Genomic DNA, 18,166 nt, shown 5'->3' on the forward strand with positions numbered 1-18,166 from the left:
TGGAACAAGATTCATTTATGATAATTAGATAGATAAAGATATGAAGAACATATTATATAAAATACTTCCGGTATGTTTGTTGACCATCGGTTTGACAGGATGTGAGGATGAGACCAAGTATCGTCCTCTGCCGGAAGCTGTACCTTTGACAATGAGCATCAATGAAAAGGCGTTTGTGATGGGAGAACACTTGAAAGTAGATATTAAAGTGGAACCAGATGCTGATGGTAATGAGGTGGTAGCTAACGAAGATTTCGATATTTACTTTACGGCAAAAGCCGGAACGGAAGATGTAGCGAATGTGTTCGAACCATTTAGTAGTATTGTTACTTTCCCGAAAGGAGAGAAGCAGATTCAGGTGGATTTTCCGGTTAAGACTTCCGGATTAGTTGGTACTACTACGATGGAGTTTGTTGCTTTCGCACGTGGTTATAAGATGGCTAATTCCAGTCAGGGAATCAAGGTATCTGATTATTATCGGATATCCATGTCTCTGGAAAATAATACAGAAAATGTGGTGACAGAAGGCGGTAAGTTTGTATTGGTTGCCAAAGTAGACAAACCGAGTTCTGTGCCACTCGAAGTCACTATTACTCCGAAGGAAGGGGAAGAGGGCAGGTATGACAATCTACCTTCTACTTTAACTATTCCTGCAGGAAGAACTTCGGTCAAAAGTGCTGCTGTGACTATCAAACAGGACTATGAAATGACAGGCGACTTGCAGTTGGTATTGAATCTGAAAAGTAATTCTTCTTCCAATCCGATGACTGCTCCTGCATTGACTATTACTATGACAGACCTGGAATCAATGGCTGATCCTAATTTGTATGATATGACTACTGTATATGAGAATCCGAACATCATGTTTATTTCTTATGATGATGACTGGTTTACGGGTAAAGAAACAGCTAAGATGGACGAAGGAACAGCACATCCGAATGCCGAATTGGGCAGTCAGTGGAAGTTTGATTATGCTATTGAGTTCCATAAAAATTCAACATCGGGAGATTATCAAAAATTAGGTAATGCAACGGATGCCAATAGAGGAAATGTTTTAAAGATTGATTGGACCAAATACGCAAAAGTTACTGATGAAGGTGAATTGAATATTTGTGTAGGTGTAGAAGGTACTAATTATGGAACAGCAGGAATACATTGCTGTAAGTCTTTAGGGCAGATGTGGGCACAAAATGTTACACGTATATATCCGGGTATGCGTATTGAAATGAAAGTTCGTTTAGGAGGTAATAGAACAGGATTTGTACCGATGATAGAGGTGAAGAATCCAGCAACTGCTACTACATGTAAAGAAGCTAAGCGATCAATCTGTATACTTAAGAATGTTTCCGGCTCTGCAATCACCCAATCGGTGAGGGGAGAGGTTGTCAGTGATGCGAAGAGCGTAGTATCTGCTATTCCTAAAGTAGAAGATTATAATATTTATTGGGTCGAACTAGTCGATGAAAATACAATAAAGTTAGGTATTAATGGTTCTACAACCTTGGAAGTCACAAGGGATATGTTGGATTCATGGCCTTTTACCAAAGCTTCTACAGGAACATCAGTTGGAGCGAAAGGTCTTTATTTAGTAATGCGAATGGACTTGTTCGGAGAAGGTAATAGTGTTTCTTCTGAACTTCCGGCAGGTTGGGATACTGAACTGAAGTCAATTAATCCTGCAAATTATGCAACAGAAGGACCAAGAATGATAATAGACTGGATTCGTTTCTATGTAAATGATAACTATAAACGGGAAGCGAATGAACTTGTGAATAGAGACTATAAAGTCTCAATTCCTGGTAAGTTCTACCAGTTCTATTAATCTGTCATATTGACGAACCGTTTTCAATAGTATGAAATAAGTTCAATGCCGGAAGGCCATCGTGCAACAGCGATTTACTTCCGGCATTTACTGCTAATTCGGGTGGAAATAGAGAATATTGTAAATACATTAGCTATTTGTAGACATACTTTTTACATATCTTCCCTATCTTTGCCATGTAATCTAAATAAATTAATCATTATGGAAAACCTGCAATCAAACTTGTTCTATTCTTTGGCAGGAGTAGCTGCCGTAGCTTCCCTTGCTTCCTGTTCAAACAAGCAAAAGCCTGCGGAGCAGAAACCTTTGAATATCGTCTATATTATGACAGACGATCACACGGCTCAAATGATGAGCTGTTACGACACACGCTACATGGAAACACCCAATCTCGACCGCATTGCTGCCGATGGCGTACGTTTTACTCAAAGTTTTGTAGCCAATTCATTAAGCGGTCCCAGCCGTGCCTGTATGATTACGGGTAAGCATAGCTGTGCCAATAAATTCTACGATAATACGACTTGCGTATTCGACAGTTCTCAACAGACATTCCCGAAGCTGCTGCAAAAGGTAGGTTATCAGACTGCCTTAGTCGGTAAATGGCATTTGGAAAGTTTGCCATCCGGATTTAATTATTGGCAGATAGTACCCGGACAGGGAGATTATTACAATCCTGCTTTTATTACACAAGATAATGATACAATCCAAAAACATGGGTATATCACGAACTTAATTACAGATGATGCCATTGACTGGATGGAAAATAAGCGTGATCCGGAGAAACCATTCTGCCTGTTGATTCATCATAAGGCGATTCACCGTAACTGGATGGCAGATACTTGTAACCTTGCTCTTTATGAAGATAAAACGTTCCCGTTGCCTGATAATTTCTTTGATGATTATGAGGAACGTCCGGCAGCAGCTGCTCAGGAGATGAGCATCGTGAAAGACATGGATATGATTTACGACCTGAAGATGCTCCGTCCAAATGAAAAATCGCGTCTGAAATCACTTTATGAAAGATTTCTCGGACGTATGGATGAAGCACAACGTGCTGCATGGGATAAATTCTATACTCCGATAATAGACGATTTTTATAAACAGAATCTGCAAGGTGAGGAACTTGCCAATTGGAAATTCCAGCGTTATATGCGCGACTATATGAAGACCGTGAAATCATTGGATGACAATGTAGGCCGGGTGCTCGATTATCTGAAAGAGAAAGGATTGTTGGATAATACACTCGTTGTTTATACATCCGACCAGGGATTCTACATGGGTGAACACGGTTGGTTTGACAAACGTTTCATGTATGAAGAATCTATGCGTACACCACTTGTCATGCGCTTGCCGAAAGGATTAGAACGTAGAGGTGACATCACTGATATGGTACAAAATATTGATTATGCACCTACATTCCTCGAATTGGCAGGCGTAGAAATTCCTTCCGATATTCAAGGGAAATCTCTTGTTCCTTTGTTGAAAGGCGAACAGCCGAAAGATTGGCGTAAGGCTCTCTATTATCATTTTTATGAATATCCTGCCGAACATATGGTGAAACGTCATTACGGTGTACGTACAGAACGTTATAAATTGATTCATTTCTATAATGATATAAATTGGTGGGAACTTTACGATTTGCAGGCAGATCCGTCAGAAATGCATAATCTTTACGGACAGCCCGAATATGAATCGGTAGTAAAAGAGTTGAAAGAAGAAATGCTGCAACTTCAAGAGCAATATAACGATCCTGTCCGCTTCTCACCGAAGAACGATAAGGAGTAATATAAGTGCACATATCATGAAAAAATATATCTTAATCATTCTCATACTGTTCTCGCCATTGACGGTGTTTGTGCAGGCTGATAACTTAACATCCCCTTTGAATTCGATAGTTCCACGTCCGGTACAGATTGTACCGGGCAGTGGTAACTTTATTTTTTCGGCTAAAACGTTATTTGTAGTAGAAAACGAGGAACAGGCTGCGATTGTCTGTAATTTTATCGATTTGTTCACCCGTGCCGCCGGCATAACTCCCGCATTGAATATTAGAGAAGGAAAAGGACAAGTTTGTTTCACAACGGATTCTTCTTTAAAAAGTGAAGCATATTTGCTGGAGATTACTCCGGAACAGATACGTGTTAAAGCTTCGGATACCAAAGGCTTTTTCTATGCCCTGCAATCTATCCGCCAACTTCTCCCTGCCGCCATAGAATCGGAACAACCGGTGCGGAATATTATTTGGAGCATTCCTGCAGTGACTATTCAGGATGAACCTCGTTTTGGCTTCCGGGGATTATTGCTTGATCCTGTACGCTGTTTTATCCCCAAAGAGAACGTACTGCGCATCATTGACTGTATGGCGATGCTGAAAATAAACAAACTGCATTTTCATTTGACGGACGATAACGGTTGGCGGATTGAAATAAAGAAATATCCTCGTTTGACGGAAGTGGGAGCGTGGAGAGTAGACCGTACGGATGTACCTTTCCATTCACGCCGTAATCCGGAACGGGGAGAACCCACTCCGATAGGCGGCTTCTACACGCAGGAAGAGATTCGGGAAATTGTGGCTTATGCCGCTGATAGGCAGATTGAAGTGATTCCGGAAATAGATGTACCGGCACATAGTAACGCTGCCTTAGCTGCTTATCCCCAGTTTGCCTGTCCGGTTGTGAAAGACTTTATCGGTGTACTTCCCGGACTGGGAGGAAAAAATTCCGAGATTATCTATTGTGCAGGAAACGATAGCGTATTTACCTTTCTGCAAGATATTTTCGACGAAATTCTGACACTTTTTCCTTCCCGCTATATTCACGTAGGTGGAGATGAAGCCCGAAAGACGAATTGGGAGAAATGCCCGCTTTGCCAAAAACGGATGAAAAAGCAGCGTTTGGCAAATGAAGAGGATTTGCAGGGATACTTCATGAAACGACTCAGTGATTATCTGCGTAAGAAAGGTCGTGAAGTGATTGGTTGGGATGAATTGACAAACAGTTCTTTTCTTCCCGAAGAGTCTATTATCCTCGGTTGGCAGGGAATGGGAACGGCTGCCTTGAAGGCTGCCGAAAAAGGACATCGTTTTATCATGACTCCGGCGCGTATCATGTACTTGATCCGTTATCAGGGGCCGCAATGGTTTGAACCGGTGACGTATTTCGGTAACAACACTCTGAAAGATGTCTTTGATTACGAACCTGTACAAAAGGATTGGAAACCTGAATATGAATCGTTGTTGATGGGCATACAGGCTTGTATGTGGACAGAGTTCTGTAATAAGCCGGAAGATGTGGATTATCTTTTGTTTCCCCGTTTGGCTGCTTTAGCGGAAGTGGCATGGACACCCGCAGGTACGAAAGACTGGTCCGGATTCTTGAAACGGATGGACGCATACAACGCGCATATTGCAGAAAAAGGAATTATCTATGCCCGTTCAATGTATAACATACAGCAGACAGTGACACCGATAGACGGACATTTGGAAGTGAATTTGGAATGTTTCCGTCCGGATGTGGAAATTCGCTATACACTGAATGGCAGTGATCCGGCTATGTCCTCGCATCGTTACGACGGTCCTATCTGTGTGACGCAAACGCAGATGGTAAAAGCCGCTACCTTTATGAACGGCAAGCAAATGGGAGAAACCTTAGAACTGCAACTTACATGTAACAAAGCTATGGCAAAACCTTTGCTCGGCAATAAGCAAAATGAGAAGTTGCTAGTCAACGGATTGAGGGGTAGCCTGAAATATACTGATTTTGAATGGTGTAACTGGAACCGGAATGATTCTATATCTTTCACGATAGATTTGCTGGGCAAGGAGAAATTGAATAAATTTGCCATTGGTTGCATTACCAATTATGGAATGGGAGCGCACAAACCGAAGATGATCCGTGTAGAAGTTTCTGATGATAACAGGGTATATCGCACCATAGGGGAACTGAATTTTTCTCCGGAAGAGATCTATAAGGAAGGCACTTACAAAAATGACTATTCGATAGATATGGGCGGAGTATCTGCCCGTTATGTCCGAGTGACGGCGAAAGGAGCAGGGATATGTCCCGACAATCATGTTCGTCCCGGTCAGGAAGCGAGAGTCTATTTTGATGAGGTGATACTGGAATAGAATTACTTCTGAGATAACTGGAGTATAATATAAACTATAATTGTAAATTAAACTCAATAATGAATACGAAAGTACTAATAAAAACTGCCTTTAGATCTTCTCTGTTTGTGAGAACCGGAATGCTTTTCCTATTTCTGATAACGTTTGCCGCTGTCTCTGCGCAGAAGAAACCACTACCTGAATGGCAAAGCCAGTATGCGGTAGGACTGAACAAACTTGCCCCTCATACCTACGTATGGCCTTACGCTGATGCTTCTGATATTGAAAAGCCGGGCGGATACGAGCAATCCCCATTTTATATGAGCCTGAATGGAAAATGGAAATTCCATTGGGTGAAGAATCCCGATAATCGTCCGAAAGACTTTTATCAGCCTTCCTATTATACCGGGGGCTGGGCGGATATCAATGTCCCCGGCAACTGGGAACGCCAGGGTTATGGCACAGCTATCTACGTCAACGAAACGTATGAGTTTGACGACAAAATGTTCAACTTTAAAAAGAACCCGCCGCTCGTTCCTCATGCAAAGAATGAAGTCGGCTCATACCGCCGCACGTTCAAAGTGCCTGCCGACTGGAAAGGTCGTCGTGTGGTATTGTGCTGCGAAGGTGTGATTTCTTTCTATTATGTATGGGTGAACGGGAAACTGCTCGGATACAACCAAGGATCGAAAACAAATGCCGAATGGGACATTACGGATGTCCTGAATGACGGAGAAAATGTAGTGGCCTTGGAAGTGTATCGTTGGAGTGCGGGCGCGTATCTGGAATGTCAGGATATGTGGCGCTTGAGCGGCATCGAACGGGATGTCTACTTATATAGTACTCCCAAACAGTACATTGCCGACTATAAACTGAACGCTTCTTTAGATAAGGAAAAATACAAGGATGGTATCTTCGGACTGGAAGTAATCGTGGAAGGTCCTTCCGCTACCGCCAGTTCCATTGCGTACACATTGAAAGACGATTCGGGTAAAGCTGTCTTGCAGGATGCTGTTCAGATTAAATCCCGTGGATTGAGCAATTTCATTGCATTTGATGAAAAGAAGATTTCGAACGTAAAAGCCTGGAATGCGGAACATCCTAATCTTTATACATTGGTACTTGAACTGAAAGACGCTCAGGGCAAAGTCTCCGAACTGACCGGATGCGAAGTTGGTTTCCGCACTTCGGAAATCAAGGACGGTCGTTTCTGTATCAATGGTGTTCCGATTCTGGTGAAGGGAACTAACCGCCATGAGCACTCGCAACTCGGACGTACGGTAAGCAAGGAACTTATGGAACTGGACATCAAACTGATGAAACAGCATAACATCAACCTTGTCCGGAACTCGCATTATCCCACTCATCCTTATTGGTATCAGCTTTGCGACCGTTACGGACTGTACATGATTGACGAAGCAAACATCGAATCTCACGGCATGGGTTACGGCCCTGCTTCCCTTGCCAAAGACAGCACTTGGCTGACAGCCCACATGGATCGTACGCAACGTATGTACGAGCGTTCCAAGAATCATCCGGCGATTGTCATCTGGTCGCTTGGAAACGAAGCCGGAAACGGTATCAACTTTGAACGTACCTACGACAGGTTGAAATCTGTAGAAAAGACCCGCCCTGTGCAGTACGAACGTGCCGAACTGAATTACAATACGGACATTTACTGCCGCATGTATCGCAGTGTAGACGAAATAAAAGCGTATGTGGCGAAGAAAGGCATTTACCGTCCTTTCATCCTTTGTGAATACCTGCATGCAATGGGCAACAGTTGCGGCGGACTGAAAGAGTATTGGGACGTCTTCGAAAACGAACCGATGGCGCAAGGTGGTAGCGTGTGGGACTGGGTAGATCAGTCATTCCGCGAAATAGACAAGAACGGAAAATGGTATTGGACGTACGGTGGTGACTACGGACCGGAAGGGATACCGAGTTTTGGTAACTTCTGCTGTAATGGTCTGGTGAATACCGACCGCGAGCCACATCCCCATCTGCTTGAAGTGAAGAAAGTTTATCAGAACATCAAGACTACGTTGCTTGACCGGAAAAATATGAAACTTCGTATCAAGAACTGGTACGATTTTTCCAATCTGAATGAATATATATTCCATTGGAATATTATGGCTGATAGCGGAGAAATACTGGCAGAAGGCACAAAAGTACTGGATTGTAAGCCGCATACTACAATAGATATACAATTGGGAAATGTGGCGTTATCGAAAAAAAATCGGGAGGCTTATCTCAATATTAGCTGGACACGTAAGGAAGATTCTCCGATGGTAGCCAAAGGTTGGGAAGTGGCCTATGACCAGTTTGTTCTTTCCGGTAATAAGAACTCCACGGCTCATCGTCCGCAAAAAGCAGGTGAGACTACTTTCACCGTTGATAAAGAAACGGGAGCTTTGACTTCTTTAAGTCTGAATGGCAAAGAATTGCTTTCTACCCCTGTGGCATTGAGCCTTTTCCGTCCGGCTACTGATAATGACAATCGCGATAAGAATGGCGCACGTCTGTGGCGTAAAGCAGGATTGGACAATATAACTCAAAAAGTCGTTTCACTGAAAGAAGGCAAGAATTCGACAACTGCCCGTGTGGAAGTTCTCAATGCGAAAGGGCAGAAGGTTGGTACGGCTGACTTTATCTACGCACTAAACAAGAACGGTGCATTGAAAGTGAACACTACTTTTGAACCGGATACTTCAATTGTGAAATCAATAGCTCGCCTGGGATTAACCTTCCGTGTAGCTGACACTTACGACAAAGTTTCCTATTTGGGACGTGGCGACAATGAAACCTATGCCGACCGTGACCAATCCGGCAGAATCGGACTGTACCGGACAACTCCCGAACGTATGTTCCACTATTACGTCACTCCCCAGTCTACGGGCAACCGTACTGATGTACGTTGGGCGAAGTTCACGAATCACTCCGGTGAAGGTATCTTTGTTGAATCAAACCGTACTTTCCAGTTTAGTATGATTCCTTTCTCGGATGTATTATTGGAAAAAGCACGGCATATCAATGACTTGGAGCGTGACGGAATGTACACAGTACACCTGGATGCAGAGCAGGCAGGTGTGGGGACGGCCACTTGTGGACCCGGTGTGTTGCCGCAATATCTGATTCCATTGAAGAAACAGAGCTTTGAATTCATCCTTTATCCGATAAAATGAGTTTAAAAACGATAGGCTATTAGATTATATAAATGAGGTGTGGATTTCACATTTTCTTTGAATATTGTTGGAAATATTCTGTTAGAGTAATTAAATTCACACCTTTATATTATCTTTGTGCTATCAGCATTAATTAAATTTTATATCATGAACAAACTACTGGTCACCTTATTATTATCCTCTGCCATCACATTAAGCGTTCAGGCACAAAAGTCAGAAGGATATTACGTCAAGCACGTTGAATTTCCTCAAAATGCCACCCTCGAACAGAAAGTGGATATGGCTGCACGTCTCGTGCCCACCCCTCAACAATATGCTTGGCAACAAATGGAATTGACAGCTTTCCTTCATTTTGGTATCAACACCTTTACCGGACATGAATGGGGAGATGGAAAAGAAAACCCCGCTATTTTTAACCCGACCGAGCTGGATGCCGAGCAATGGGTAAGCATCCTCAAAGATGCCGGATTCAAAATGGTACTTCTGACCGCAAAGCATCACGACGGTTTCTGCCTTTGGCCAACAGCTACCACCAAACATTCCGTAGCCTCTTCTCTCTGGAAGAACGGGCAGGGGGATGTCGTAAAAGAACTTCGGAAAGCCTGCGACAAATATGATATGAAGTTCGGCATCTACCTTTCTCCGTGGGACCGCAATGCGGAATGTTATGGAGACTCTCCCCGTTACAATGAATTCTTTATCCACCAATTGACGGAACTGCTTACCAATTACGGTGAAGTGCACGAAGTATGGTTCGACGGAGCGAATGGGGAAGGCCCGAACGGAAAGAAACAAGTCTATGACTGGGACGCTTTCTATCAAACCATCCAACGCCTGCAACCGAAAGCAGTAATGGCGATTATGGGAGACGATGTTCGTTGGGTAGGAAATGAAAAAGGACTGGGACGCGAAACGGAATGGAATGCCACCGTGCTGACTCCGGGAATTTATGCCCGCTCGGCAGAAAACAACAAACGCCTGGGTGTCTTTAGCAAAGCGGAAGATTTAGGAAGCCGCAAAATGTTGGAGAAAGCTACCGAACTGTTTTGGTATCCTTCGGAAGTGGATGTGTCCATTCGTCCGGGATGGTTCTATCATGCGGAAGAGGATGCGAAAGTGAAGTCTTTGAAACATCTGTCGGATATTTATTTCCAGTCGGTAGGATATAACTCCTTGCTTCTATTGAATATACCGCCCGACCGCAAAGGCTTGATTAATGAAGCGGACGTGAACCGTCTGAAAGAATTTGCAGCTTACCGTCAACAGATATTTGCCGACAACCGGGTGAAGAAAGGAAGAAACTACTGGAATGCCACTTCGGGTAGTGAAGCCGTTTATTCTTTGAAACCGGGCTCGGAAATTAATTTAGTGATGCTTCAGGAAGATATCACGAAAGGTCAGAGAGTGGAGGCTTTCGTTGTAGAGGCTTTGACTGATAACGGTTGGAAAGAAGTAGGCAAGGGTACGACAATCGGATATAAACGTATGCTGCGTTTCCCGACAGTGAAAGCCAGTCAGCTACGGGTGAAGATTGACGAATGTCGTCTGACAGCTCATATAAACCAAGTAGCCGCTTATTATGCAGCTCCTTTGCAGGAAGTGGTTCAGGGTGAAGATTGGAATAATCTGCCTCGTGCTGGCTGGAAACAACTCGCTGATTCTCCGTTGACGATTGACTTGGGCAAATCGGTGACATTAGCCAGCTTTACTTATGCTCCTTTGAAAGCGGAAGCGAAACCGACAATGGCTTTCCGTTATAAATTCTTTGTGAGCATGGACGGAAAGAACTGGAAGGAAGTTCCTGCCAACGGTGAGTTCAGTAATATCATGCACAACCCGCTGCCGCAGACGGTTACTTTCGGTCAGAAAGTACAAGCACGTTATATTAAGTTGGAGGCTACTACGCCTACCGCAACAACCGCGAAAGTAGGAATGAATGAAATAGGAGTGATAACTACTCCCTGACGGGATTGTTATCGCTGAAAGATATGCATAGAGAGTAGCAGTGAAGACTGGCAGTCCTGATTTCTAGTGAATCGGATGCCAGTCTTTTCGGGATTAGGTGCTTCGGCTGCTATCCTGATGTTGGTATTCAAGTTTACTTTTTCTCCCGAAACAAAGTTTGGAAAGAATATGAACGTATCCAGTCGGACATCTTTGACCATTTGCTGGCAATGGTTCCCAAGTTTGACTTGAAGGTTTATCAGTATTCCGATTAAATGATTTGTGCCATTCTGATGTTACGACTGTTCTAATACGGTGACACAAAACAATTTGTTACAGATAGTTGGTATATTAATATAAAATCAGCTCGAAGTCTGTATAAATAGGCAAATGGTCGCTGACACCGCCTTGATACTTCATCCCCTTATAAGTGCGGAAAGGTTCTTTATCACCGTATTTCTTATCCTCAATTAGTAAAAAGGGGAGCAGGCAGACGTTTGCTTTTTCCTCACTGGTGAAGAACTCGCCGGAGCGGTTCAACAAAGTGCCGGATACAATCAAGTGGTCGAGCAATTCCCATTCGCCCCGATATTTGTAAGAACCGAAATCTTTGGATTTGGCTTTTCGAGCGAGTAGATGATAGAGTTTCAATGGAGATAGGGTGGAGGATGGAACTTCCGCTTCCAGTACTTCACGGATAGACTTATTGGTCGGATAGTCATTAAAATCTCCCATGATGATAACTTGAGGGTGAAGCCGTTTGTGCAAGATACTATCCGCTTCCGTTCGTAGAATTTGGGCTGCATGAAGCCGGTAAGGTTCGGACTCTCTCACTCCGCCCGAACGGCTTGGGAGATGGCAGACAAATACATCCAGCGTGTCTCCTGTCAGTAATAAACCGCTGACGTGCAATAAATCCCTTGTTGGACGATGTTGGCCGAAAGGAGGAATGGAGACAGGGCGGGAAGATAATAATTTGAATAAATCCCGTTGATAAAGCAGAGCTACGTCAATACCTCTTAAATCGGGAGAATCCGTCATGACATAACGGTAGTCGAGTTCTTTTAAAGGCGAACGTCGGGTGAGGTCACGCAGTACCGTATCATTTTCCACTTCACAAAGACCTATGAGGGCGGGCGGATTCCATTCGCCAATCGCTGTGATGGTACGTGCAATATCAGCCAATTTCTTTTTGTATTTACTGTAATTCCAGTGACGTGTCGCGTCGGGAAGAAATTCACGGTCATTCTTCAGGCTGTCGTGATGAGTGTCAAACAGGTTTTCTATGTTCCAGCTTACGACGCGGAAAGGGACTTTTTCTTGAAAGGGGAAGTCTGGCCTGTAATGTGTCTTTTGTGCCGTAATAAAAGAAGGGGTAAGAAAGCTGATGCCCGATAATCCCATAACAAAAAAGAGTATGGTAACAGCTACTCGTTTTTCGCTGTCACCATGACCCTTGGTTTGTTGACTGGTCCGCCTGTTATTTCTTGGCAGGAACATGTACCAGAATATCTAACAGGTGTTTCCAGAACTTATCTACAGTAGGAATAAGCATCCGTTCATCGGGAGAGTGAACACCGGTAAGAGTCGGTCCGAAAGAAATCATATCCAATGCCGGGTATTTGTCAAGGAACAAGCCACATTCCAATCCTGCATGGATAGCTTTCACTTTGGCGTCTACACCAAATAAACGTTTATAAGATTCGGCAGCCACTTCGAGGATGGCCGAATGTGGATTCGGCTTCCATCCCGGATAACCTTCACCGAAGGTAACGTTTGCTCCCGCCAACAGGAATACGGTACGTACAGTATTCGCTATATCATTGCGGGCAGACAAGATGGAACTGCGCTGGCTGGTTTCGATACGGATGACATTATTAGGTTTCATTTTCACGGAAGCAAGGTTTGTAGACGTTTCCACCAGTCCCGGGATGTCTTGGCTCATGGCATATACACCATGAGGGGCGGCATATAAGGCCTTCATCAAACGGTCGGTTGTGCTTTGGTCAATAGCAGTCTTGCGGGGAGCTTCCGATTCGAGAACCAGTTTCAAGTCCGGTTCTACAACGGACAATTCATCTTCTATTTCGCTGGCGAAGATATTCAATTCGGTACGAACATCATGTTTCGCATCTTCGGGCACAGCACAGATAGCATACGCTTCGCGGGGAATGGCATTGCGCAGATTGCCACCGTTGATTTCGCAAAGATACAAATCGTGCTTATTGGCTATGCGGGTGAGGAAACGATTCAAAATCTTGTTCGCATTTCCTCTTCCCAAATGAATGTCGCCACCGGAATGACCGCCTTTCAGCCCTTTCACTTCCACCTTGAAGAAAAAATATCCGGCAGGAACTTCTATATCCTTATATGTAAATTCGGCTACGGAGTCAATGCCGCCGGCACATCCGATAAAGATTTCTCCTTCGTCCTCAGAGTCAAGGTTGAGAAGAATATCACCGCTCATAAAACCCTCTTGCAGGGCGAAAGCTCCGGTAAGCCCCGTTTCTTCGTCTACGGTAAACAAACATTCCAACGGACCATGTTCAATGCTGTCGTCAGCCAGAATGGCCAATTCGGTGGCTACACCGATACCGTTGTCGGCTCCAAGAGTGGTGCCTTTGGCTTTCAGCCATTCACCGTCAATTTCCGTTTCGATGGGGTCGGTGAGGAAGTCATGTTGAACATCATTGTTCTTTTCGCACACCATGTCGATATGTGATTGCAATACGACGGTTTGAAGATTTTCCTTTCCCGGAGTAGCGGGTTTTTTAATCAATACGTTGCCGGCTTCGTCCACCTTGGTTTCCAGATTATGTTTTGCTCCGAATGCCTTCAGGTAGGCAATCATTTTCTCTTCCTTCTTCGAAGGGCGTGGTACTTGGCAGATTTCTTCGAAATACTTGAATACGCCAGTCGGCTTTAAGTCTTTTTTTTCCATGCTGTTTTTATTTTATAATAGGAATAGAAGGGCTGTTTTCGCTTCTTCTATTGCTAAATATGGTTAATTTGATTGACTTATCTGAACTCATATCTCATTAAAGCCTATCTTTGCACTCACAAAATTAATAGAAATGGTTGAGACTATACTGATAACTTTGTTAATAGTTGCTATTTCCCTAGCATTATTAGGGGTGAAAGTATTCTTTACTAAGGGGGGTAAGTTCCCTAATGGCCACGTGAGCGGAAATAAAGCGTTGCGTAAAAAAGGAATCGGATGTGTACAGTCTCAGGATCGTGAAGCACAAAAGAAGCCACGTTTTTCTATTGATGAGTTGGAAAAAGCCTTGAACGATAGTATGAATTAAATTTTTAAAAAACAATACTTATAAATTATGAATAGAATGAACTTCCTCATGAACGGTTTGGCTGCTCTTGCGTTTATCGTTTTATTTTCACAATGTGCTGGCAAAGCTGACAATCAAATTACTGCTGCTCCTTCTCAGGCTAACGCTGAATTGTCAGGAATGAAAATTGCGTATGTTGAAATCGATTCGTTATTAGCACAATATAACTTCTGTATCGATCTGAATGAGGCGATGGTAAAGAAGAGCGAAAATGTCCGTTTGACATTGAACCAAAAAGCGAATGCTCTAAATAAGGAAAAACAAGAGTTCCAGAAGAAAGTTGAGAATAATGCATTTCTGTCACAAGACAGAGCTCAACAGGAATACAACCGCTTGGTGAAGTTGGAACAAGATCTGCAGGAATTGAGCAACAAACTTCAGAATGGTCTGATGGAAGAAAATAACAAGAATAGCTTGCAGTTCCGCGATTCTATCAATGCTTTCCTGAAAGAGTATAACAAGACTCATGGATATAGCTTAATCTTCAGCAACACAGGTTTCGATAACCTGCTTTATGCTGACAGTACATTCAATATCACAAAAGAAATTGTGGATGGACTGAATGCAAGATATTCTCCAGTAAAGAAATAAGATTTATAAATAATGATAATTAATATGTTCCGTGCTTTGTGAAAAAGGACGGAACATGAATTCTAAAATTTTGTTTGTGTTGGTGCCTGTTCAAGACTGTGAAGCTATGAACGGGCTTTTTTATGCCCTTTCTTTTTCTTCTTCCTGTGGAATACGGAAGGCGGTATAAAGTTCGAGTATAGCGGCAATAGTAAGACAAGCTATCCATTCATTGCCGCGTGTAGCGAACATGAAAGCTCCGGTCAGTATGAGTGCCAATGCCCCGAATATCTGCTGAATGCGCAGGCGTTTCAAAGTTTTGCTTTTTCCTTTGACGGGCGTGTTCACTTGCGCCAACGCGATGAATCCGGCTCCGATAGTATATATATAGGGGGCGTAAATCCATCCGGTAATAAATACGGTAGCTCCGGTAAGAGCCATTATAGCGCCGACGGCGAAAAAAGCGGGTACTAATTGTTTCATTGTTTAATCTTCAAAAACGTAAATATCTTCGTTGGGTTTCTTCATCAGATACTTTTCGCGGGCAATCTGTTCGATAGCGTCAGGATTGGTGCTTATTTCATTGAGACGCTTCGTGTTCTCTTCATAATCCATCCGGTACTTTTCTATCTCTTCTTTCAATAGGCTGATTTCACGTTTATATCCGAGACGACGCACCAAGCTGTTCTCGTCCAGAAAACCTATGATAACGGCAAATGCGACGACTGTAATGAGATACTTACGTCTGCATATGAAATTCCAAATACTGATTAGTTTACCCATGACTTCTCCTTTTAATCCCCGCAAAGATAAAACTAATAACTTAAAAACTTATCGCTTCGGCTTCAAAACTTCTATCCTTATCCTTTATTACTTATCACTTTTTTATGTACATTTGCACTGAACTCAAAAAAACAGAGAGAATCCCGGATATGGAAAACTATATTGTATCAGCCCGTAAGTACCGTCCGTCCACGTTCGAGTCAGTGGTAGGTCAGCGGGCGCTGACCACTACGCTGAAAAATGCGATTGCCACCCAGAAACTGGCTCATGCCTATTTGTTTTGCGGGCCGCGTGGAGTGGGGAAGACTACTTGCGCACGTATCTTTGCCAAAACGATAAACTGTATGACGCCCACTGCCGACGGCGAGGCTTGCAACCAATGCGAATCCTGTGTGGCATTTAACGAACAGCGGTCGTACAATATCCACGAGCTTGATGCCGCATCCAACAACTCGGTAGACGACATCCGCCAGTTGGTGGAACAGGTGCGTATTCCGCCACAAATCGGTAAGTATAAAGTATATATCATCGATGAGGTACATATGCTTTCCGCATCTGCTTTCAATGCATTTCTGAAAACGCTGGAAGAACCGCCCCGTCATGCCATCTTTATTTTGGCTACAACGGAGAAACATAAGATTCTTCCGACCATCCTTTCCCGTTGCCAGATTTATGATTTCAACCGGATTAGTGTGGAAGATACAGTGAATCACTTGTCGTATGTAGCTTCGAAAGAGGCAATCACTGCGGAACCGGAAGCATTGAACGTGATAGCGATGAAAGCGGACGGTGGTATGCGTGACGCATTGTCTATTTTCGACCAAGTGGTGAGTTTTACGGGTGGCAACATCACGTACAAGAGTGTGATTGATAATCTGAATGTACTTGATTACGAATATTATTTCCGTCTGACGGATTGCTTCCTTGAAAACAAGGTAAGCGACGCCCTGCTGCTATTTAATGACATATTGAATAAAGGCTTCGATGGAAGCCACTTTATAACCGGCTTGTCTTCTCATTTCCGTGACTTGCTGGTGGCCAAAGACGCGGTGACATTGCCTTTGCTGGAAGTGGGGGCGAGCATACGCCAACGCTATCAGGAGCAGGCTCAGAAATGCCCGTTGCCTTTCCTGTATCAGGCGATGAAGCTTTGTAATGAATGTGATTTGAATTACCGCATCAGCAAGAACAAGCGTTTGCTGGTAGAATTGACTTTGATACAGGTTGCACAGCTTACCACCGGGGAGGATGACGGTAGTGGTGGGCGTAGCCCTAAGAAAACTATAAAACCTGTATTCACTCAGCCTGCCGCAGCTCAGCAGTCGCAGGTCGCTTCTGCAACCTCTGCCCAGCAGAATCCTGTTCATTCGTCTCCGTCTTCAACTCCAACACAGGGTGCTGGTTACACTACTGTTGCCCGTCAACCGCAGATGCCTGCGGCGACACAGCCCGCATCGCCTTCTTCAACGAATGTGGCGGCTTCGTCAACTCCGTCACAAGGAGCAAGAGTACCCCAGATGGTAAGGGAAGAACAGCGGAAAGTTCCGGTAATGAAAATGTCCAGTCTGGGCGTGTCTATCAAGAATCCGCAGCGTGGGCAGGAAATTCAGAATACGGCTGCAACTGCTGCTCCTAAGGTGCAGATGCAACCGGAAGAGGATTTGATGTTCAACGACCGTGACTTGAATTATTATTGGCAGGAATATGCAGCACAGTTGCCGAAAGAGCAGGATGCATTAATGAAACGTATGCAGATGCTGCGTCCGGCATTATTCAAAAACTCGACGACTTTTGAAGTTGTAGTGGATAATGAAATGGCAGCGAAAGATTTTACCGCCTTGATTCCTGAATTGCAGGAATACCTTCGTAGCCGGTTGAGGAATAGCCAGGTAGTGATGAAAGTGAGGGTCAGTGAAGTAGCAGAGACGATACGCCCAGTGGGACGTGTAGAGAAGTTTCAGATGATGGCGCAGAAGAACCAGGCTTTGATGCAACTGAAAGAGGAATTCGGACTTGAATTATATTAGTCTTTTGTGAAGAAATCATATAAATGAGCTTTGCCCGATTGGCTGTCATTCGACAAAAATCGGGTAAGGCTTTTATTTTTAATGCAGTCTGCCGTTCATACTAGGGGACGAGATTCGTGAAACTACTGTGACGGAACGTATCTATCATCTTGTAGATTTCACTCTGTTGGATAAGTACTTCCCCGGTCTATTCAAACCGGCTAAAAACTCTCTTACTGATTCTTTATGCTATAATCCGGTTTCAGCCGTTTCAGCTTTATTCGCAAACGCCTTGCTGGAAGGCGATAGCGGCTGAAGGTAGAAAAAGGCTCACCGATAAAATCATGTGGGCTTCTCAACAATTAGTATCTTTGCCCTAAAAAACTTTTATGACTAGTTACGAT

Annotated in this window: 13 protein-coding genes and 1 pseudogene; 10 read left to right on the forward strand and 4 right to left on the reverse strand. The window is 43.8% G+C overall.

What is annotated here, in order from left to right; translation table 11 throughout:
• Nucleotides 1–40 precede the first annotated feature (40 nt).
• The 6 genes and pseudogenes from NSB03_RS14060 to NSB03_RS14085 all read left to right on the forward strand — a co-directional run.
• Entirely contained in the window at nt 41–1,822 is a 1,782-nt protein-coding gene (locus NSB03_RS14060) for a DUF5006 domain-containing protein (RefSeq protein WP_024987746.1), read from the forward strand.
• A 201-nt stretch (nt 1,823–2,023) separates the two neighbouring features.
• Complete coding sequence (locus NSB03_RS14065) at nt 2,024–3,607, forward strand: sulfatase family protein (protein WP_162222286.1); 1,584 nt, start codon at nt 2,024–2,026, stop codon at nt 3,605–3,607.
• Nucleotides 3,608–3,623: 16 nt separating this feature from the next.
• Nucleotides 3,624–5,948 (forward strand): glycoside hydrolase family 20 protein, encoded by a 2,325-nt coding sequence (locus NSB03_RS14070; protein ID WP_135036581.1) that lies wholly within the window; start codon nt 3,624–3,626, stop codon nt 5,946–5,948.
• Nucleotides 5,949–6,067: 119 nt separating this feature from the next.
• The gene (locus NSB03_RS14075; RefSeq protein ID WP_121766948.1) at nt 6,068–9,112 is read left to right on the forward strand and encodes a glycoside hydrolase family 2 TIM barrel-domain containing protein; all 3,045 of its coding nucleotides are present in this window, start codon (nt 6,068–6,070) and stop codon (nt 9,110–9,112) included.
• Between the two features lie 147 nt (nt 9,113–9,259).
• The gene (locus tag NSB03_RS14080) at nt 9,260–11,077 is read left to right on the forward strand and encodes an alpha-L-fucosidase (protein WP_257466451.1); all 1,818 of its coding nucleotides are present in this window, start codon (nt 9,260–9,262) and stop codon (nt 11,075–11,077) included.
• 119 nt (nt 11,078–11,196) lie between these two features.
• Nucleotides 11,197–11,331, forward strand: a pseudogene (locus NSB03_RS14085) (mechanosensitive ion channel family protein); the annotation flags it as partial.
• A gap of 76 nt (nt 11,332–11,407) precedes the next feature.
• Here NSB03_RS14085 and NSB03_RS14090 read toward each other — a convergent pair.
• Both NSB03_RS14090 and NSB03_RS14095 read right to left on the reverse strand, forming a co-directional pair.
• Nucleotides 11,408–12,556 (reverse strand): endonuclease/exonuclease/phosphatase family protein, encoded by a 1,149-nt coding sequence (locus tag NSB03_RS14090; protein ID WP_024987744.1) that lies wholly within the window; start codon nt 12,554–12,556, stop codon nt 11,408–11,410.
• A complete protein-coding gene (locus tag NSB03_RS14095; protein WP_024987743.1) occupies nt 12,537–13,997 on the reverse strand; it encodes an aminoacyl-histidine dipeptidase in 1,461 nt (486 codons plus the stop codon). The genes NSB03_RS14090 and NSB03_RS14095 overlap by 20 nt, the downstream gene beginning before the upstream one ends.
• A gap of 133 nt (nt 13,998–14,130) precedes the next feature.
• Here NSB03_RS14095 and NSB03_RS14100 point away from each other — a divergent pair, with 133 nt between their 5' ends.
• Both NSB03_RS14100 and NSB03_RS14105 read left to right on the forward strand, forming a co-directional pair.
• Entirely contained in the window at nt 14,131–14,364 is a 234-nt protein-coding gene (locus tag NSB03_RS14100; RefSeq protein WP_024987742.1) for a hypothetical protein, read from the forward strand.
• Between the two features lie 27 nt (nt 14,365–14,391).
• Nucleotides 14,392–14,994 (forward strand): OmpH/Skp family outer membrane protein, encoded by a 603-nt coding sequence (locus NSB03_RS14105; protein WP_024987741.1) that lies wholly within the window; start codon nt 14,392–14,394, stop codon nt 14,992–14,994.
• 120 nt (nt 14,995–15,114) lie between these two features.
• On the opposite strand, the gene NSB03_RS14110 is transcribed toward NSB03_RS14105, so the two are convergent.
• Nucleotides 15,115–15,456: a hypothetical protein gene (locus tag NSB03_RS14110; RefSeq protein ID WP_024987740.1), complete on the reverse strand. Its 342-nt coding sequence runs from the start codon at nt 15,454–15,456 to the stop codon at nt 15,115–15,117.
• A gap of 3 nt (nt 15,457–15,459) precedes the next feature.
• Nucleotides 15,460–15,756: an FtsB family cell division protein gene (locus NSB03_RS14115; protein WP_024987739.1), complete on the reverse strand. Its 297-nt coding sequence runs from the start codon at nt 15,754–15,756 to the stop codon at nt 15,460–15,462.
• A gap of 149 nt (nt 15,757–15,905) precedes the next feature.
• On the opposite strand from NSB03_RS14115, the gene NSB03_RS14120 reads away from it, so the two are divergent.
• Nucleotides 15,906–17,783 carry a DNA polymerase III subunit gamma/tau gene (locus NSB03_RS14120; RefSeq protein ID WP_257419746.1) on the forward strand — a complete coding sequence of 626 codons (1,878 nt, stop codon included), beginning with the start codon at nt 15,906–15,908 and terminating at the stop codon, nt 17,781–17,783.
• A 127-nt stretch (nt 17,784–17,910) separates the two neighbouring features.
• A complete protein-coding gene (locus tag NSB03_RS14125) occupies nt 17,911–18,078 on the forward strand; it encodes a hypothetical protein (RefSeq protein ID WP_159102141.1) in 168 nt (55 codons plus the stop codon).
• The last annotated feature ends 88 nt before the right edge of the window (nt 18,079–18,166 follow it).

It is taken from the genome of Bacteroides acidifaciens, assembly GCF_024623065.1.
GTDB lineage: Bacteria > Bacteroidota > Bacteroidia > Bacteroidales > Bacteroidaceae > Bacteroides > Bacteroides acidifaciens.